The following is an 18,966-nucleotide window of genomic DNA, read 5'->3' on the forward strand; positions in this document are numbered from 1 at the left end:
ATGACAGAGGAACCAACCAATGATGCAGGCCAGGCCCTGTGGCAGGTCTGCGTTGAGCAACTGGGTCAGGAGCTGCCAGAGCAGCAATTCAACACCTGGATCAAGCCGCTGACGGCACTCGTTGCAGAAGATTTTTCCAAGGTCACCGTCTATGTGGCCAACCGCTTCAAGCTGGACTGGATCCGTGCCCAGTATGCGGGTCGCATCTCCGCCATGCTGGAGTCGCTCTACGGCCAACCCGTCACTCTTGAGTTAGCACTTGCTCAGCGCGAAAGCGTTGTGCGTACTTATGTGCGCCCTCCGTCGTCGACACAGCAGGCTGCACCGCAGACGCACAATGTCGCTGTGCCCACCGTCACCAGCGAAGAGGCCAGCGCACCGGTATTCCGCACCCGGCTGAATCCGGCTCTCACCTTCGAGACGCTGGTCGAAGGTACGGCCAACCGCATGGCGCGCTCGGCCGCCATGCATGTGGCAGGCTCGCCCGGTCATCTCTACAACCCGCTGTTCATCTACGGCGGTGTCGGTCTCGGCAAGACCCACCTGGTGCATGCTGTGGGTAACCAGCTGCTCAAGGACAAGCCCGACGCCAAGATTCTCTACATCCATGCCGAGCAGTTCGTCTCGGATGTGGTCAAGGCCTACCAGCGCCGCACCTTCGACGAGTTCAAGGAACGCTACCACTCGCTCGACCTGCTGCTGATCGACGATGTGCAGTTCTTCGCCAACAAGGACCGCACGCAGGAAGAGTTCTTCAATGCCTTCGAGGCCCTGCTGGCCAAGAAGAGCCATATCGTGATGACGTCCGACACCTATCCCAAGGGTCTGGCCAATATTCACGAGCGCCTGGTCTCGCGCTTCGATTCGGGCCTGACGGTGGCCATCGAGCCGCCCGAGCTGGAAATGCGCGTGGCGATTCTGATCAACAAGGCCCGCGCCGAGAACGCCGACATGCCCGAGGAAGTCGCCTTCTTCGTGGCCAAGAACGTGCGCTCCAACGTGCGTGAGCTCGAAGGCGCGCTGCGCAAGATCCTGGCCTATTCGCGCTTCAACCAGAAGGAAGTGTCGATCCAGCTGGCCCGCGAGGCGCTGCGCGATCTGCTCAGTATTCAGAACCGCCAGATTTCTGTGGAAAACATCCAGAAGACGGTGGCTGACTACTACAAGATCAAGGTGGCCGACATGTACAGCAAGAAGCGCCCGGCCAGCATTGCCCGGCCGCGCCAGATTGCCATGTACCTAGCCAAGGAGCTGACGCAGAAAAGCCTGCCCGAGATCGGCGAGCTGTTCGGCGGCCGCGACCACACCACGGTGCTGCACGCCGTACGCAAGATTGCGGGCGAGCGCCAGACCAACACCGAGTTGAACCAGCAGCTGCATGTGCTGGAACAAACGCTCAAGGGTTAAGAGCGTGTTCACGATCTCCTCGCGCCGACGTAGAGACCTTGAGCACGCTCTAAAAAACTCCCACATGAATGTCACTCACACAGGGCAAAATGGGGAATTCACGCGGCATGAGGGAGCGTCCGCCCTGCCCTGCGGACGCCGCCGCGTCAAAACATATGCGCACTTAAATCACTGAGGTTGACATGATCGTCCTGAAAGCCACACAAGACAAAGTTCTCGCGGTCCTGCAATCGGTGGCCGGCATTGTCGAGCGCCGCCACACGCTGCCCATTCTGGCCAATGTGCTGATCAAGAAGACGGGCAATGCGCTGCAGCTGACAACCAGCGACCTGGAAATCCAGATCCGCACCACGGCCGAGCTGGGCGGCGACGCCGGCGACTTCACCACCACCATCGGTGCCCGCAAGCTGATCGACATCCTGAAGACCATGCCCGGCGACCAGACCGTGAGCCTGGAGACGCAGCAGTCCAAGATGATTCTCAAGGGCGGCAAGAGCCGCTTCACGCTGCAGACCCTGCCCGCCGAAGACTTCCCGCTGGTGCAGGAATCGGCCGCCTTCGGTCCCGCCTTCAGCGTGCCGCAGAAGGTGCTCAAGGACCTGCTGGGCCAGGTCTCCTTTGCCATGGCCGTGCAGGACATCCGCTACTACCTGAACGGCATTCTGTTCGTCGCCGAAGGCAACACCCTGAGCCTGGTGGCCACCGACGGCCACCGCCTGGCCTGGGCCAGCGCCACGCTGGATGTGGAAGTGCCCATCAAGCAGGAAGTGATTCTGCCGCGCAAGACCGTGCTGGAGCTGCAGCGCCTGCTGTCGGACGCCAGCGGCGAGAACCAGCCCGTCATCGAGATGCAGTTTGCCAACAACCAGGCCAAGTTCACCTTTGGCGGCATGGAGTTCGTGACCAAGCTGGTCGAAGGCAAGTTCCCCGACTACAACCGCGTCATCCCGCGCAACCACACCAACAGCGTGACTCTGGGCCGCGCCCCGCTGCTGGCATCGCTGCAGCGCACGGCCATCATGACCAGCGACAAGTTCAAGGGCGTGCGTCTGTCGGTCGAACCCGGCACCCTGCGCGTGGCGTCGAACAACGCCGAGCAGGAAGAGGCCATGGACGAACTCGATATCGACTACGGTGGCGACACCATCGAGATCGGCTTCAACGTGACCTACCTGATCGATGTGCTCACCAATATGAGCCAGGACATGGTCAAGATCGATCTGCAGGACGGCAACAGCTCGGCGCTGGTCACCATCCCCGAGAACGAAAGCTTCAAGTACGTCGTGATGCCCATGCGCATCTGAGTGAACCGAACGCAGCCAGCCATTTCATTGCCTGAAATAACAGGAGCAGCTACTGCTCGTCCTGTAATGATTTCAGGCAAGTATTCATTTGAAAGTTATGCAGGTCAGGCACCAACAGCTCCTGACCTTGTAGCAGCAAGGTAATTTCATGACCGAAGAGAACAAGCCAGACACCCAGACCGCCGCAGATGCAGGCGGCTATGGCGAAGGCGCAATCCAGATCCTGGAAGGCCTGGAAGCCGTGCGCAAGCGCCCAGGCATGTACATCGGTGACACCTCGGACGGCACCGGTCTGCACCACCTGGTCTTCGAGGTCGTGGACAACTCCATCGACGAAGCGCTGGCCGGCTACTGCGACGACATTCTGGTCACCATCCATGCCGACGGCTCGCTGTCCGTCATCGACAACGGCCGCGGCATTCCCACCGGCGTGAAGATGGACGACAAGCACGAGCCCAAGCGCTCGGCTGCCGAAATCGCGCTGACCGAGCTGCACGCCGGCGGCAAGTTCAACCAGAACAGCTACAAGGTCTCGGGCGGTCTGCACGGCGTGGGCGTGTCCTGCGTGAACGCGCTGTCCGTCTGGCTCAAGCTCACCGTCAGCCGCGACGGCCGACGCCACGAAATCGACTTCTCGCGCGGCTTTGTGCAAAACCGCCTGATCGAAGTCGTGGACGGCGCCGAAGTCTCGCCCATGCGCGTGGTCGGCGCCAGCGACAAGCGCGGCACCAAGGTGCACTTTCTGCCCGACCAGGAGATCTTCAAGGAGAACTTCGAGTTCCGCTACGAGATTCTGGCCAAGCGCCTGCGCGAGCTGTCCTTCCTGAACAACGGCGTGCGCATCCGCTTGAAGGACGAGCGCGACGGCAAGGAAGACGATTTCTCGGGCGCCGGCGGCGTCAAGGGCTTTGTGCAGTTCATCAACGGCACCAAGAAGGTTCTGCACCCCACCACCTTCCATGCCAACGGCTCGCGCCCTGCGGAAACCTATGGCGGCATTCCCGGCACCGAAATCGGTGTCGAAGTGTCCATGCAGTGGAACGACAGCTATGCCGAGCAGGTGCTGTGCTTCACCAACAACATTCCCCAGCGTGACGGCGGCACCCATCTGACCGGCCTGCGCGCCGCCATGACCCGCGTGATCGGCAAATACATCGCCGACAACGAAATGGCCAAGAAGGCCAAGGTCGAAGTCTCCGGCGACGACATGCGCGAAGGCCTGTGCGCCGTGCTCAGCGTGAAAGTGCCCGAGCCCAAGTTCTCCAGCCAGACCAAGGACAAGCTGGTCAGCTCGGAAGTGCGCGCGCCCGTGGAAGACATCGTGGCCAAGAGCCTGACCGACTTCCTCGAAGAAAACCCCAACGACGCCAAGATCCTGTGCGGCAAGATCATCGAGGCAGCCCGCGCCCGCGAAGCCGCGCGCAAGGCCCGCGAAATGACGCGCCGCAAGGGCGTGCTGGACGGCATGGGCCTGCCCGGCAAGCTGGCCGACTGCCAGGAAAAAGATCCTGCGCTGTGCGAAATCTACATCGTCGAGGGTGACTCCGCCGGCGGCTCTGCCAAGCAGGGTCGCGACCGTAAATTCCAGGCCATCCTGCCGCTGCGCGGCAAGATCCTGAACGTGGAAAAGGCCCGCTACGAAAAGCTGCTGTCCAGCCAGGAAATCATCACCCTGATCACCGCCCTGGGCACCGGCATCGGCAAGGTCAGCGAAGACTCGGGCAAGAGCAGCAGCGACGACTACAACCCCGACAAGCTGCGCTACCACCGCATCATCATCATGACCGATGCGGACGTGGACGGCGCCCACATCCGTACCCTGCTGCTGACCTTCTTCTACCGCCAGATGCCCGACCTGGTCGAGCGCGGCCATATCTACATCGCCCAGCCGCCGCTGTACAAGGTCAAGAACGGCAAGGAAGAGCTCTACCTCAAGGACGGCCCGGCCCTCAACAAATACCTGCTCAAGATCGCGCTGAACCATGCCAGCGTGAACACCGGCGGCGACAGTCCGCGCACCGTGGAAGGCGAAGAGCTGGCCAAGCTGGCCAACATGCACCTGGCCGCCGAAACCGTCATCGAGCGCCTGTCCAACTTCATGGATGCCGAAGCCCTGCGCGCCATTGCCGACGGCGTGCAGATCAAGCTCGACACCATCGAGGAAGCCCAGGAGTGCGCCCCGATTCTGGAAGCCAAGCTGCGCGAGCTGACCACCACCGGCGTGCCCGCCGATGTGACGGCCGAGATCGACCCCAACAGCGAGCACCCCATCCTGCGCATCAGCCGCCATCACCACGGCAATATCAAGAGCTCCATCCTGACCCAGGAGTTCGTGCGCAGCCATGACTACGCCGCCCTGTCCGACGAAGCGCAGAACTTCGTCGGCCTGCTGGGCGAAGGCGCCAAGGTCACACGCGGCGAAGGCGAGAAGGCCAAGACCGAAAAGGTCGGCGACTTCCGTCAGGCCATGGCCTGGCTGATCTCCGAAGCCGAGCGCACCACGGGCCGCCAGCGCTACAAGGGTCTGGGTGAAATGAACCCCGAGCAGCTGTGGGAAACCACCATGGACCCCAACGTCCGCAGCCTGCTGCAGGTCAAGATCGGCGACGCCATCGAGGCCGACCGCGTCTTCACCATGCTCATGGGCGACGAGGTCGAACCGCGCCGCAACTTCATCGAAGACAACGCGCTGCGGGCGGGGAATATCGACGTGTGATGTCCTCGGGCGACGTGGGTACCAGTATGGATCAGGATTCGCAGGAGGCGCATGCACTGCCTCCCATGCCTTTTGTTGAAGACTATCTGCCGGCGCTGCTAGCGCAGGCCAGCAAGCTAATTTCAGCTGAATTCCATACCGTGGTCGAGGCCGAGGGCTTCTCAATCACCGAGTGGCGAATCCTCGCCTCGCTGACAGGCACCTCCGGCATCAGCACCGGCCGCCTGGCGCAGATCTCGGTCAGCAAGCAACCAACCGTCACACGCCTTCTTGATCGCATGGAAGCCAAGGGCTATGTGGAGCGCTTCGCGCACGACACCGACCGGCGCCTCACCATGGTGCGTATTGCGCCAGCCGGCCAGACTATTGTGGCCGACCTGATCCGCAAGGCCAAGGAGCACGAGCTGCGAGTGCTGCAGCCCTTCGGCCTCAAGCGCGCCGAAGCGCTCAAGGTCACGCTACGGCGCATCATCGAACTACACCTGCCTCCGGGCTGAGAGGCGGATTCACTTCAATCCGCCTTGATGCCCTGCGTCCTCACGATGGGACCGAACAACGCCGCTTCCTCGCCGACCATGGCCGTCAGTTCAGCTGGCGACAGCGTCATTGGTTCGGCTCCGACCTCTGCAAACCGGGCTTTGATGACAGGCTGCGCGAGCAGCCTGTTCAGTTCGCGGTTCATGCGCATCACATGGGCCGCCGGCATCGCTGCTGGCGCATAGACCGCAAACGGCGTGTCCACGTAGACTTTGCCAAAACCCGCCTCCTCAATCGTGGACACATCGGCAGCATAGGATGGCCGGCGTCGGCTTGCCACGGCCAGCAGCTTGAGCTTGCCGGCCTTTACGCTGGGAAATACCGTGCCCGGCACCAGCGCATAGTCGACCTGGCCGGCCATCACGCTTTGGATTGCCGGCGCTGCCCCCCGATAGGGAATGTGCGCCGCGGAGATGCCCGCCGCCTGCTTGAACAGCTCACCGCCCACATGCGGCGTGGTGCCGTTGCCGGCAGATCCGTAGCTGAGCTTGCCGGGGTTGGCCTTCGCATAGGCCACGAATTCGGCCAACGTGTCCGGCGCCAGCGTCGGCCGCGTCACCAAAAACAACTGGGTATTGGCCAGTAGCGCCACATGCTGCAGGTCCTTAGCAGGCTGGATCGGCATACGCTCGAACATCAACGGATTGACCGATTCCAGCGTGGTCACGTTGACCAGGAAGGTGCGTCCATCGCTGCCGTTGCGTGCCACCTCCACTGCGGCGACATTACCGCTGGCACCGCTACGGTTGTCGATAATCACAGGCTGACCCAGCGCTTCGCTCAGTTGAGGCACCAGCAGGCGCATCAGCACATCAGCCAACCCTCCCGGAGGAAAAGCCACAACAAAGCGTACGGGCTTGCCGGGCCAGGCAGCCTGGGCCAGCGCCGGAGTGCCGACCATGGTCATGGCCCCCGCCAAGGCCAGCAGATCTCGGCGGCGCGGATAGTGAAAACGTGAGGCCATCAATATGCTCCTGGAAATGGTCCTACAGCGCCAGGCTGCCGATGCTGGTGCCGCCGCAGACGTAGAGCACCTGGCCGGTCACGAAGCTGTTGGCCGCATCGGCAAAGAAGCCGACGGCGCGCGCCACGTCGGCCGACTCGCCTAGCCGGCGTACGGGCACCGAGGCGGCGAGCTGGCGCTCGCGGTCGCTGCCCTGCTCCACCACGTCGTAGAACATGTCGGTGCGGATGGGCCCCGGCGCGACCACGTTGACGGTGATGCCCTCGGGCGCCAGCTCCAGCGCCCAGGTACGCGCCATGCCCTGCATGCCGGCCTTGGTGGCCGAGTAGCTGGTGCGCGTGGCCAGGCCCAGCGCGGCGCGCGAGGACAGCAGCACGACGCGGCCGAACCGACGCGCGCGCATGGCCGGCAGCGCCGCCTGCAGCATCTGCACAGCGCAGCCCAGGTGCAGGTCGACCAGCGCATCCAGGTCGCCGAGCTTGACCTCGGGCAGCAGCGCGGCGCGGATCACACCGGCGTTGTGCACGATGGTGGTGACCTCGTGCCGCCGCACCATGGCCTGCACGGCCTCGGCCGTGGCGGCGCGGTCGGCCAGGTCGACCTCGATACTGTGCAGCCGGGGGTGGTCGATCTCGGTGCGCCGCCGCGCCAGCGAGACGACTTCGTAGCCCTGCTCCAGCAGTTGTTCACAGATGACCTTTCCGATGCCGGCGCTGCCGCCCGTCACCGCCGCAACCTTGTTGGGTTTCATGTCTTTCCCTCCACCAGTGCCAGCACGCGCAGCGGGCTGCCGCTGCCGTTCTCGATCTTCAGCGGTGCCGCCACCACCAGCGCGCCGGTGGGCGGCAACTGGTCGAGATTGGTAAGGCACTGCAGGCCGTACTTGCCGGCGCCGTGCATCAGCGAATGGCAGGGGTACGGCGGGCGCAGGTGGTAGCCCTGGCCGGCGTCCGTGCCTATGGATTCGGTGCCGAAGCCCAGCACGCCGCGCTGCTCGACCAGGAAGCGCACGGCCTCTGTGTCCGGCCCCGGCGTGTGCTGGCCGCTGGCGTCGAAGTTCTGGAAGGCCTCGGCATCGCGCGCCTGCGACCAGCGCCGCGCCCAGTCGGTGCGCATCAGCACCCAGTGGCCCTCGGGGATGCGGCCGTGCGCGGCCTCGAAGCGCTCGATGTCGGCCACGCCCATCAGGTAGTCGGGGTCGGCCGACGCCTGGGCGCTGCAGTCGATCACGCAGGCCGGCGCGATGAAGTGCTGCGGCGGGATGTTGTCCACCGCGTTGTTGGGCAGGTCGCGGCCCGAGATCCAGTGGATGGGCGCGTCGAAGTGCGTGCCCGTGTGCTCGCCGCAGGAGAAGTTGTTCCAGTACCAGCCGGGGCCGCGCTCGTCGTAGGCCGAGATCTGCTCGATGCGGAAGGGCTGGCACTGGCCCATCTCGGGCGGCAGCGCGATGGCGGGGAAGTCCGGGCTCAGCGTCTGCGTCAGGTCGACGATGCGGATGCGGCCAGTGGCGATGGCAAGCGCCATGCCGCCGAGGAGTTCGAGGGGGGTCTGCATGTCAATATCCTCCGGCGGCGATTTCGCGCTCCAGTACCTTGGGGTTGTGGCGCCAGCGTTCCAGCCATTCCTGGGCAACGTCGCCGGGGTAGATGTCTTCCACGCCGTCCTTCAGCGCCTTCACGATGGCCGAGGCCAGCGCGGCCGGCGCCAGCTTCGGCGGCGGCAGGTTCTGGTTCCATTCGTCGTCGATGGGGCCGGGAAAGACGTTGACCACGCGGATGCCCGCGGGCCGCATCTCGGCGCGCAGGCACTGCGCCAGCGACAGCGCCGCAGCCTTGGAGGCCGAGAAGGTGCCGTGGGGCGGGAAGTTGGCCAGCGCATAGATCGACAGCAGGTTGACCCAGGCCGTGGCATGCGTAGCGCCGTCGGCCGCGCGGCCCTTGAGCCCCGGGCCGAAGCACTGCGCCAGCCGCAGCAGGCCGATGTAGTTGACCTCCATCTCGGCCTTGGCCACGTCGGTGCCGCGCCGCGCCGCGATGCCGAAGCCGCGGTGCAGCTCGGCGGTGTTGACCACGATGTCGACCTTGCCGCCGATCTGGCCGGCCAGGGTGCTGACCGAGCGCTCGTCGGTCACGTCCAGCGGCACCAGCGCGACCTGCGGCAGGGCTGCCAGCTCCGCCAGGCCCGGTAGCTTTTTCCAGGGCTCGGCGTGGCCCACCCAGACGAGGTCGGCACCGGCCTTGACCATGGCATGGGCCACGGCCTGGCCGGTGGCGGACTTGCCGTCCGTCACCAGCACCTTGCGGTACTTGGGGTCGCTGGCCATCTCGCGCAGCATGGGGTCGTCAGCCATGTTCTCCGTTCCTTTCTCGGGGTATCCGATCAGCACCGCCTGGCCGGCGCGGTCGAGCCGCGCGCCGACACGCACGCGCGCCGGGGCCTCGCCCACCTCGCCATGCAGGTGCACCATGACGCTGGGGCCTGCGTCGAGCCGCACCATGCCCAGGCGCCAGGGCAGGCGCTCGCGGAAATACAGGTCGTTGCTGTGGGCCAGCGTGGTCATGGCCAGCAGCTCGCCTGCGCCGCTTTGCGGCCGCCACGGCAGATCGGGCGACAGGCAGCGGTGGCAGGCCTCGCGCGGCGGGTATTGCACGGCACCGCAGTCGGCGCAGACCTGCAGCGCGAAGCGGCCTTCGGCCGCCGCAGCGGTGAGGCCCAGCGCCACACGGCCGCGCGCGGCTGGCGGCAGGTTGATCTGCGGGGTGCGCAGCACCGGGTTCTTGCGCGGGGGCTTGATGAAGGGCATGGTCATGGCGCCTCCGCCGGGCCGCCCCAAGGAGAGCGCCGCACCCCCTCGTGGGGCAGCGACCACACGGAGTGGGGAGCGTGGGGGTCATTTTTCATTCGCTTGTCTCCAGGATCACCGCCCCAGTGCACAGGCAGCGGTCGTAGGTCACCATGCCGAGGCCTCCCACCAACCCGGTGCGCGCGCCCGCCACGCCGCGCTCGCCGGCCTGGCCGGTGAGCTGGCGCAGAGTCTCCGTCATGCCGAGAAAGCCGCCGGCCGCACCCGCCTGGCCGCAGGAGAGCTGGCCGCCGCTGGTGTTGTGCGGAAAGTCGCCGGCATGGGTCAGGTCGTGCTCGCGCACGAAGGCCGGGCCCTCGCCCTTGTCGCAGAAGCCCAGGTCCTCTATCTGCATCATCGCGATCACCGGGTAGTCGTCGTAGGTCTGCAGCAGGTCGATGTCCTGCGGCGCGAAGCCGGCCTGGGCATACAGATCGGCGCAGTCCACGCGCCAGCCGCCGCGCAGCATCACCGGGTCGTCGGCATAGGCGTTGTGGCGCTCGATCGCGCCGCGCAGCAGCACGTGAGGCAGCCCCAGGTCGCGCGCTCGCTCGGGCGCCATCACCAGGAAGGCCTCGGCGCCGGCGCAGGGCATGACGCAGTCGAACAGGTGTATGGGATCGGAGATCGGCCGCGCCGCCATGTACTCATCGAGAGTCAGCGGCTTCTTGAACAGTGCGTTGGGGTTGCGCAGCGCGTTCGCCCGCTGGGCCACCGCGATGCGGCCGAAATCCTCGCGCTGCGCGCCGTAGCGGCGCATATAGCTCGCGGTGATGAAGGCGAACATGGAGTTCGGCCCACCTGCGCCGTAGGGGTAGCTCGCGTCGCGGGCGAAGTCGCTGAACGCGCCCAGCGTCTGGCGGAACGAATCCACATGGTTGGTGTCGGCCGCCACGCAGGCCACCACCTCGGCGTCACCGCACTGCACGGCGCGGGCCGCGCGCCGCAGCGCCATCACGCCCGAGGCGCCGCCGGTGGGGATGTGGTCCAGCCAGCGCGGCGACAGGCCCAGGTGCTGGGTCACGCCCACGGCCGTGTCGGGCGCCAGCGAGAAGCTGCTGACCGTGAGGCCGTCGATCTGCTCCTTGGCCAGCCCGCTGCCCTGCAGCAGGCCACGCACGGCCTGGCCCAGGAACCAGTGCGCGCCCCGGATGGAGTAGCGCTCGTAGGGCACGGTGACGGGCACGGCCAGCGCCACGCCCTCGTAGCCCCTGCGTCGGATGTATGCGGTCATGTTCAGTCCAGCCTGATGCCGGCCGCGCGGATGATGCGACCGAATTTCTGGGTGTCGCCCTGGATGGTCTGCGCGAACTGCTCGGGTGTGCCGGCCACCACCGTCATGCCCACGCCGGACAACAGCTCGCGCGTCTGCGGCATCTGCAGGATGCTGGCCAATTCCTGGTGCAGCTTGGCTATGACGGGCTGGGGCGTGCCGGCCGGCACCACGAAGCCGATCCAGGTCAGCAGATCGACGCCGGGAACGCCGGATTCGGCCAGCGTGGGGACGTCGGGCAGCAGCGGGTTGCGCTGCGCGCTAGTCACCGCCAGCGCCCGCACCTTGCCGCCCTTGATGTAGGGCATGGCCGGGCCCAGCGCATCGAAGATCAGCGGCACCTGGCCGCCCACCGTATCCGTCATCGCTGGCGCGCCGCCCTTGTAGGGCACGGCCAGCAGGTCCGCGCCGGTGGCGCTCTTGAAGACCTCACCCGCCACCTGCGCCGGCATGGCGCCATGCGCATAGGCCAGCTTGCCGGGCTGTGCGCGCGCCGCCACCAGCAACTCGGACACCGTGCGCGCACTGACCGACGGGTGCGCCGCCAGCACCATGGGCATGGTGATGGCCAGCGTCACCGGCGCGAAGCTCCTGGCCGGGTCGTAGGGCAGCTTGCCGTACAGGCTCTGGTTCATGGCCAGCGTGGAATCGATGGCCACGAACAGCGTGTAGCCGTCGGGCGCCGCCTTGGCGGCCGCCTCGGCAGCGATGATGGTGTTGCCGCCGGGCTTGTTGTCCACCATGACGGGCACCTTCCAGCGCTCACCGAGGCGCGCCGCCACGGCGCGGGCCACCAGGTCGCTGCCGCCGCCGGGCGGAAAGGGCACGATGATGCGGATAGGCTTGCCGGGATAGGCATCCTGCGCCGCCACGCCGCAGACCAGGCAGGCGCTGCACAGCAGCAGGGCCAAAGATCGTTTCAGGAAGGGCAAAACTCGCATGGAAGCTCCTTCGGGGTCAGCGCTTGAGCTGGATGCCGGCCGCATCGCGGTCCCAGGTCTGCTCGGTGATGCCGCGCTCGCGCAGCTTGAACTTCTGCACCTTGCCGTTCTCGGTGGCGGGCAGCACGGCCATGAATTCGAGGTAGCGCGGCACCGCGAAATACGCCATGCGCGGCTCGCAGAAACGCACCAGATCCACCGGATCCAGCGCGGCGCCTTCGCGCGGCACGATGGCGGCCATGACCTCGTCCTCGGCCAGCTCGCTCTTCACCGGAAACACCGCCGCCACGGCCACGGCCGGGTGGCTGAGCAGCACCTGCTCCACTTCGTAGGATGAAATGTTCTCGCCGCGGCGGCGGATAGCGTCCTTGAGCCGGTCGAGGAAGGTGAAGAAGCCGTCGGCATCGCGCACCACGCGGTCGCCCGTGTGGAACCACAGGTTGCGCCAGGCTTCCACGGTCTTGTCTGCCATGCCGAAATAGCCGGTGGCGAAGGCGAAAGGCTCGTCGGCGCGCAGCAGCAGCTCGCCGGGCGTGCCAGTCGGCACGTCCTCGTCGTGCTCGTCGGCCACCCGGGCGGTGAAGCCCGGCACGATGCGGCCCATGCTGCCGGGGCGCTGCTCGGCATCAAGGCCGATGACGAAGTTGCTCTCGGTGGAGCCATAGCCGTCGAGCAGGCGCATGCCGAAGCGCTCGCTGAACTGCGCATGGAAGCGCGGCGGCACGCCGGGCGCCAATGCAATGCGCACACGGTGCGCGCGGTCGTGCGGCGTCGCGTCCTTGGACAGCAGGATGGGCACCATCGCGCCCAGCACATAGGTGGCCGTGGCCTGGTGCCGCACCAGCGCGGCCCAGAAGCCCGAGGCCGAGAAGCGTTTCTCGACCACCAGCGTGGAGCCGGTCAGCAGCGCCTGGAAGAAGGCGTTCATCGCGTTGGTGTGGAACAGCGGCAGCGTGGTCAGCAGCACCTCGCCATCACCCAACTCCAGCAGCTCGGCGGTATGCCGGCCCCACCAGTAGAACTGCGCATGCGGGCAGCACACGCCCTTCGAGAGACCCGTCGTGCCCGAGGTGTAGAGGATGGCCAGCGTGTCACCAGGCTGCACTGATGCGGCATCCACCAGCGCATCGCCCGGCGCAGGGAAAGGCTCGGTGCCGGGTTCCTGCGGCGCGTCTATGCGCCATACGCGCTCCAGTGGCAGACCATCACGGTCTTCCAACCCGCGCAGCGCCGCCAGCCCTTCGGCCTCGGCCACGAACAGCCGGGCGCCCGAGTTGGCCAGGATGTGCCGCAGCGTGGCACCGCGCGCGGCGGTGTTGACCGGCACGGTGACGGCGCCGATCCAGGCGCAGCCCAGGAAGACCTGCAGGAACTCGGCACGGTTGCCGCACATCAGCGCCACGCGGTCGCCGGCACGGATGCCGGCGGCCTGCAGCACCGCGCCCATAGCCTGGGCGGTGCGCAGCGCGTCGGCGTAGCGCCAGCGGGCATCGCCTGCGACGAGCAGCGTGCGCTCCGCAAATCGCTGGCACTGGTGCGCCAGCATCGCCGGCAGCGTACGTCCTGCGGGCGCGAAGGTTTCTATGGCGGAAATGGCAGCAGGCATCGCGGGCCTCACATGAAGAGTTGCATGTTGCCGAAAGCGGCATCGCAGTTCACCAGGTCCACGCGCTTGAGCCGCATACGCAGCGCGCCGTCGGCCTGCCGCACCAGCTCGTGGCTGGCCCAGCCGGCGTACAGCGTCTGCTCGTCCTGGCGTGTCTCGATGTAGTGGAACGCCGTGCGGCAGGTATAGGTGCCGGCCGCATCGTCGCGCGCCGTCACGCGTGGCGTCTGCAGCAGGTGGTGGCAGCGGCTGATGGGCTGCTGCGAGAAGGTGCGCGCGCCGCGAAGGCGCTCTATGCGCACCTGCAGCAGCAGCCGGTCCTCGTACAGCAGCGAGGCATGCAGCCGCGGATCGGTCTGGCCGTGGGCCAGCGGCATCCAGTAGTGGCCGTCCTCGGTGAACAGGGCCAGCCAGTCGCCCCAGCGCTGCTCGTCGAGCAGGGCCGCCTCGTCGAGCACGAAGTCGATGAGCTGCGGGTCGGTGGGTACGTTGCTCATGCCTGGGCTCCTTCGCGCATGCCGGCCGTCATGAAACGCGCCCAGGCACGCATCTGACTGCGCATCTGCCATTCGTTGGTGCCATTGGTCACGGCCCCTTCCTGCCCGTCTTCCCGGGCCTTTTCGGCGGGATCGAACAGCCGGCCCACGTTCACCCATTGCGAGCCGCGCGAGGCCAGGCCCTGCTGGGCGCGCTCGTACATCTCCAGGTCGTCGTGGCCGACCACCGAGGTGGGCGCATTGACCAGGCGGTTGTACATCAGCGTGCGCTCCAGCAGCAGGTCCGGCGCGCCCACGAGGCGGAAGGTCCAGCTCTCCACCAGCGTGCGATCGGCCGCCAGCGGGCGGAAGATGCGCAGCGTCTGGATAGGGCCCTTGACCATGATGTTGGGGAAGTACACGGTGTTGTGGCGCACGTCGCTCAGGATGGCGTTGGCGCGCTCCTCGCCATAGGTGGCGACCATGCTCTCCCGGTAGCCGGGCGCGGGCGAATAGGCCGCGTGGATGGAGTCGCTGACGCCGGTGTGGCCGTGGCCGTTTGGCCAGACGCGGATGCCCATGTTCTCGAAGAACTCGTAGGGATTTACGAAAGGCGCGAACAGCTCCACCGCCATGGGCTTGGGCGTGCCCTCCGGCGCGCTCTCCCAGACCTTGACGGCCGTGCCGGCCGAGGACTCGTGCGCGACCATGGGGTGGCAGGTGTCGGTCTGGTTGTCGACCAGCATCTTCCAGTTGCAGCGGTGCAGGTAGCGCATCACGCCGCCGGCCACCTCGAGCTGACCCTCGGGGGAGCGGTCGACCATGTTGTCCAACGTGGACAGCGAAGGGCCGAAGAATTCCTCGAAGCCCATGCCCTCGGGGCTCAGCCGGCAGAAGACGAAGTCGCGGTACACCTGCACCGCGCCCACGGCGGCCAGGCCCTTGCTGGCCTCGCAGCTTTCCAGGCCGGTGTTCTCGTAGCCCTTCTTCAGCGGGATGGACAACAGCTGGCCGTCGGTGCGGTAGGTCCAGGCGTGGTAGGGGCAGCGGAAAAACTTGCCCGTGCTGCCGCAGCCATCGGGCGCCACCTTCACTCCCTTGTGCGCGCAGCGGTTGTACAACACCTTGATGCTCTGGTCGGTGTGGCGCACCATGACCACTGGCTGGTCTCCCACGGTGGTCGCGAAATAGTCCCCCGGCTGGGGCACCTGGCTGGCGTGGCCGACGTAGATCCAGGTGTTGGTGAACAGTTGCTCCATCTCCAGCGCAAAGATCTCGGGATGGATGTAGCAGTCCTTGTGCACTTCGGTGTCGCGCACCAGGGCGCGGATGGCTGCCGGGTTGTCGCGGTATTCGGACATTGCGCCTCCCTCAGTCCAGCTTGATGTTGGCTTCGCGCACCACGCGGCCCCAGCGCTCGCGCTCCTGGGCCGCGAAGCGGGCCAGCTCCTGCGGCGTGCCGGGCAGCGGCTCGATGCCCAGCGTCTGCATGCGGGCGCGGATGTCGGTGGAGTTCAGCACGTCCACCAGGTGCTTGTTCAGCGTCTTCACCGTCGCGGCGCTGACGCCGGCAGGCGCCACCAGTGCCTGCCAGGCCGAGGCCTCGAAGCCGGACAGGCCCTGCTCGGACAGCGTGGGGATGTCAGGCATGGTAGCCAGGCGCTTGGCGCTGGCCACGCCGATGGCACGCACTTTGCCGGAGGTGATGAAGGCGCCGCCGCTGGAGGTGTCGACGAACATGAAGGGCAGCTGCCCGCCAACCACGTCGGCGATGGCCGGCGCGGCGCCGCGGTAGGGGACATGCGTCAGCGTCAGGCCAATCTGCTGGCGGAACAGCTCAGTCGCCAGGTGGTGCGGGCTGCCGGTGCCGGGGCTACCGTAGCTCATGCCCGCAGGATCGCTGCGCACCCAGGCCAGGAAGTCCTTGAGGTTACGGGGCTTGGCGTTCGGATGCACGACCAGCACGAGCGGGAAGCGGGCGATGGTGCCCACCGGCGCGAAGTCCTTCTCCGCGTTGTAGGTCAGCTTGCTGTAGAGGAAAGGGTTGGCGGCGATCACGGCCGAGTCCCCGGTGAACACCATGTGCTCGGCATCGCGCGACTTGGCCACGTAGTCGCCCGCGATGTTCGAGCCAGCGCCGGGCTTGTTGATGACGATGATGGACTGGCCCATAGACCGGCTCATGGCTTCGGCCAGCATGCGCGCCACGGCGTCGGAGCCACCGCCAGGAGCGTAGCCGACCACCCATTCGATGGGCTTGCCATCGGCCAGGGCCAGCGAGGGCGCCACGGCCATCGGCAGCAGAGAAAGCACTTGGCGACGGGACAGCATGGTGGATTTCATCGCGGGACTCCTGGAAGCGGGTCGGTGGGGAGGAAGGAAAGGAAAGGGCGCGGGCTCAGAGGTCGAGCACCAGCCGCGCACTGCGGGCGCGCGAGACACAGATCTGCATCACCTTGCCGCCGGCGCGCTCGGCGGCGCTGAGCACGGCATCGCGGTGGTCGATCTCGCCCTCGATCACCCCTGCGGCACAGACGCCGCATTCGCCGCGCTTGCAGTCGAACAGCGGGTCGCAGCCGTGCTCGATCAGGCAGTCGAGGATGGACTGGCTTGCCGGCACCCTGAGCTGCTTGCCACTCTGCGCCAGCACCAGGTCGATGGCCTGGTCGCCCACGGCTGCGACCGGCGCGGTGAACAGCTCGAAATGCACGCGCTCGCGCGGCCAGCCGCGCGCATCGGTGGCCGCCAGCACGGCGTCGAGCATCACGCGGGGGCCGCAGACGTAGAGCTGGTCCTCGCCGGCGCAGCCGTCCAGCAGCGCCGCCACGTCCAGCGGCGCGCCCTGGTCTTCGTCGGCGTGCAGGGCCAGCGACTCGCCCAATAGGACCTGCAGCTCTGGCAGGAAGGCCATCAGCCCCCGACTGCGGCCCGCATACAGCATGCGCACCGGCAGGCCGGCGGCACGGCGTGCAGCCGCCATGCTGGCCAGCGGCGTGATGCCGATGCCGCAGGCCACCAGCACCGCGCAGCCGGCATGCGCGCCGAGCGGAAAATCGTTCTTCGGCGGCTCGATCGCGATGCACTGGCCCGGCTGCAGCCCATGCATCCAGCGCGAGCCTCCACGGCCCTCGTCCTCGCGGCGCACCGCGATGGTGTAGTGCGGCTGCGGCAGGCCGGTATCGGCGCTGGCATCGGTGTTCACCAGCGAGTAGTGGCGCCAGTCCCGCACCTCACCCTGAGCCTTGCCCGGCAGCCCTACCTGCACACGCACATGGGCGCCTGCGGCAAAGCCCGGCAGCGGGCTGCCATCCGCCGCGCGCAACGTGAAACGGCGGATCAGCGGATTCAGTTGGTCGGCGGCGACGACTTCGACAGCAATCGTTTCCATGGAGGTTCTCCTTCAAGCCAGCGCATGGCGCGCGAGTGCGTCATGCAATGCCTTGCCATGCTCATCGGCCAGCGCGGCCTCGCGCAGTTCGCGCAGCGTGGCCGGAGCCAGGCGCTGGCCCGCACCGCGCACTGCATCCATCAGCCGCAGGTAGTTGGACAGGCCACGCGCATGCGTGTCGCTGTAGCCCTTGACGAGGCGCTGGCACTGCGCCACCTCCACGGCAAGGGCCGGGTTGTGACCGGCCGCCGTTTCGATGTGCGCCAGCCACTGCTCGATGTTCGCGCTCTCCATCTGGTAGCGCAGCGTACTGCGCCGGATGCCGCGCAGGCGCGACAAGCCCCACAGCAGCAGATAGCCGCGCAGCGAGCTGGTGGTGACCACTCGGCCCTCCCGCGTGAAGCGCGCCAACAGGCGGTGCACTGCATGCGGGCGCGCCAGCCAGCGGCCCAGACCGGTGGGCAGGGTTTCGCAAATTTCCTCGATGCGCGGATGCATGAATTCATTGATCGCGAGCTGCTGGCCCTGCTGCACGCCCACCTCGGACTGCACGCGGGCAAAGCGGCTGGCGCGCGTCTTCAGGTCGGCCACGCGGATGGTGTCCTCGTAGCTCATCCACAGCGCGAGATGGCGCGCCGTCTCGCGCAGCAGCAGGCCGGAGCCTTCGGCCAGCGCCTGCACCCGCGCCAGGCGGTCAAGGTACAGCGCGGCATAGCCCGGGTCCTGGTAGTCGAGCATGCGGCGCACGCCCTCGATGATCACCGGGCGAGCGTCGACCGCAAAGCCCTGCTCCACGCGCTGCAGCAGCGCCGCCACCCGGGGATCGCGCGGCGTGGCCACGGCGGCTGCGGCTGTTGCCGTTGCAGGCGATGCGCTGTCCGCCTGCTGCGCCTGATCGCAGGCACCGCCGAAAGCCTTGAGGCTGGCCTTGACGCCCACGCCACCGCGCTCGATCGTGGCCTCGAACTGCGTGCGGCTGAAGGGCAGTACGCCGGTGCCGGCCAGCGCGCCGAACAGCACGGCGCTGACCACGCTGCCGCTGGCCTGCGCGGCCTCGGCCATATCGAAGCGCACGAAGCGCTTGGAGGCACGCTCGGCATGGGCCAGCAGGCTGGCGTCATCCACGCGGCCGTCGCCCATGGCCGTCTTCTCGGCGATGGCATAGACGCGGTGCGTGGAGGAGATCAGCGTGGTGCGGTCCGCGGTGACCAGGCCGCGCTGCACGGCGCGGCCTGCCTCCATCAGCTCGGAGGCCAGCACCACGTCCACGTCGCCCGGCAGCGGCATCAGCGCCAGCACCGGCTGCGCCCCGTCGCGGCGCGACAGCGAAGCCGGGAATAGCTCGACGTAGTAGATGGTGGCGCCGGTGCGTTGCGCCACACCGGGCACCGACGTGGTCTGGGCGATGTAGTCGTTGTGCTCCGCGAGGTCGACGATCCAGTCGGCCAGCACGCCGCCGCCCTCGCCGCCCATGGCGAGGATCGCAATCTTGATGGGTTGGATGGTTTTCAT

At 67.0% G+C, this 18,966-nt stretch carries 16 protein-coding genes; 4 read left to right on the forward strand and 12 right to left on the reverse strand.

The window, feature by feature from the left end; all coding sequences use genetic code 11:
• The 4 genes from dnaA (at position 1) to NOX35_RS00020 (ending at position 5,924) form a co-directional block, all read left to right on the forward strand.
• Positions 1–1,407 carry a chromosomal replication initiator protein DnaA gene (gene dnaA / locus NOX35_RS00005; protein WP_003064795.1) on the forward strand — a complete coding sequence of 469 codons (1,407 nt, stop codon included), beginning with the start codon at positions 1–3 and terminating at the stop codon, positions 1,405–1,407.
• A 182-nt stretch (positions 1,408–1,589) separates the two neighbouring features.
• Positions 1,590–2,711, forward strand: coding sequence for a DNA polymerase III subunit beta (gene dnaN / locus NOX35_RS00010; protein ID WP_003064798.1), 1,122 nt, complete (start codon positions 1,590–1,592; stop codon positions 2,709–2,711).
• Between the two features lie 148 nt (positions 2,712–2,859).
• The gene (gyrB, locus tag NOX35_RS00015) at positions 2,860–5,427 is read left to right on the forward strand and encodes a DNA topoisomerase (ATP-hydrolyzing) subunit B (protein WP_256495300.1); all 2,568 of its coding nucleotides are present in this window, start codon (positions 2,860–2,862) and stop codon (positions 5,425–5,427) included.
• 26 nt (positions 5,428–5,453) lie between these two features.
• Positions 5,454–5,924, forward strand: a complete 471-nt coding sequence (locus tag NOX35_RS00020) for a MarR family winged helix-turn-helix transcriptional regulator (RefSeq protein WP_256495302.1) — start codon at positions 5,454–5,456, stop codon at positions 5,922–5,924.
• A gap of 14 nt (positions 5,925–5,938) precedes the next feature.
• On the opposite strand, the gene NOX35_RS00025 is transcribed toward NOX35_RS00020, so the two are convergent.
• From NOX35_RS00025 to NOX35_RS00080, 12 genes are all read right to left on the reverse strand, one after another.
• Complete coding sequence (locus NOX35_RS00025) at positions 5,939–6,928, reverse strand: tripartite tricarboxylate transporter substrate binding protein (RefSeq protein ID WP_256495303.1); 990 nt, start codon at positions 6,926–6,928, stop codon at positions 5,939–5,941.
• A gap of 22 nt (positions 6,929–6,950) precedes the next feature.
• Positions 6,951–7,679: an SDR family oxidoreductase gene (locus NOX35_RS00030; protein WP_256496967.1), complete on the reverse strand. Its 729-nt coding sequence runs from the start codon at positions 7,677–7,679 to the stop codon at positions 6,951–6,953.
• Positions 7,676–8,482, reverse strand: coding sequence for a cyclase family protein (locus NOX35_RS00035; protein WP_256495305.1), 807 nt, complete (start codon positions 8,480–8,482; stop codon positions 7,676–7,678). Before NOX35_RS00035 ends, NOX35_RS00030 begins: the two co-directional genes overlap by 4 nt.
• Before the next feature lies 1 nt (position 8,483).
• Positions 8,484–9,737: an SDR family NAD(P)-dependent oxidoreductase gene (locus NOX35_RS00040; protein WP_256495310.1), complete on the reverse strand. Its 1,254-nt coding sequence runs from the start codon at positions 9,735–9,737 to the stop codon at positions 8,484–8,486.
• Between the two features lie 88 nt (positions 9,738–9,825).
• A complete protein-coding gene (locus NOX35_RS00045; protein WP_256495311.1) occupies positions 9,826–11,004 on the reverse strand; it encodes a thiolase family protein in 1,179 nt (392 codons plus the stop codon).
• Between the two features lie 2 nt (positions 11,005–11,006).
• Complete coding sequence (locus tag NOX35_RS00050; RefSeq protein ID WP_182285125.1) at positions 11,007–11,984, reverse strand: tripartite tricarboxylate transporter substrate binding protein; 978 nt, start codon at positions 11,982–11,984, stop codon at positions 11,007–11,009.
• A 16-nt stretch (positions 11,985–12,000) separates the two neighbouring features.
• The gene (locus tag NOX35_RS00055) at positions 12,001–13,590 is read right to left on the reverse strand and encodes an ATP-dependent acyl-CoA ligase (RefSeq protein ID WP_256495313.1); all 1,590 of its coding nucleotides are present in this window, start codon (positions 13,588–13,590) and stop codon (positions 12,001–12,003) included.
• Between the two features lie 8 nt (positions 13,591–13,598).
• Positions 13,599–14,087 carry an aromatic-ring-hydroxylating dioxygenase subunit beta gene (locus NOX35_RS00060; protein ID WP_182285127.1) on the reverse strand — a complete coding sequence of 163 codons (489 nt, stop codon included), beginning with the start codon at positions 14,085–14,087 and terminating at the stop codon, positions 13,599–13,601.
• The gene (locus NOX35_RS00065; RefSeq protein WP_256495315.1) at positions 14,084–15,427 is read right to left on the reverse strand and encodes an aromatic ring-hydroxylating dioxygenase subunit alpha; all 1,344 of its coding nucleotides are present in this window, start codon (positions 15,425–15,427) and stop codon (positions 14,084–14,086) included. The genes NOX35_RS00060 and NOX35_RS00065 overlap by 4 nt, the downstream gene beginning before the upstream one ends.
• Positions 15,428–15,437: 10 nt before the next feature.
• Positions 15,438–16,409: a tripartite tricarboxylate transporter substrate binding protein gene (locus NOX35_RS00070; RefSeq protein WP_256495316.1), complete on the reverse strand. Its 972-nt coding sequence runs from the start codon at positions 16,407–16,409 to the stop codon at positions 15,438–15,440.
• A 55-nt stretch (positions 16,410–16,464) separates the two neighbouring features.
• Complete coding sequence (locus tag NOX35_RS00075; RefSeq protein ID WP_256495317.1) at positions 16,465–17,454, reverse strand: PDR/VanB family oxidoreductase; 990 nt, start codon at positions 17,452–17,454, stop codon at positions 16,465–16,467.
• Positions 17,455–17,466: 12 nt separating this feature from the next.
• A complete protein-coding gene (locus tag NOX35_RS00080; RefSeq protein WP_256495318.1) occupies positions 17,467–18,966 on the reverse strand; it encodes an indolepyruvate oxidoreductase subunit beta family protein in 1,500 nt (499 codons plus the stop codon).

The organism is Comamonas sp. C11 (genome assembly GCF_024496285.1).
Lineage (GTDB): Bacteria > Pseudomonadota > Gammaproteobacteria > Burkholderiales > Burkholderiaceae_C > Comamonas > Comamonas testosteroni_F.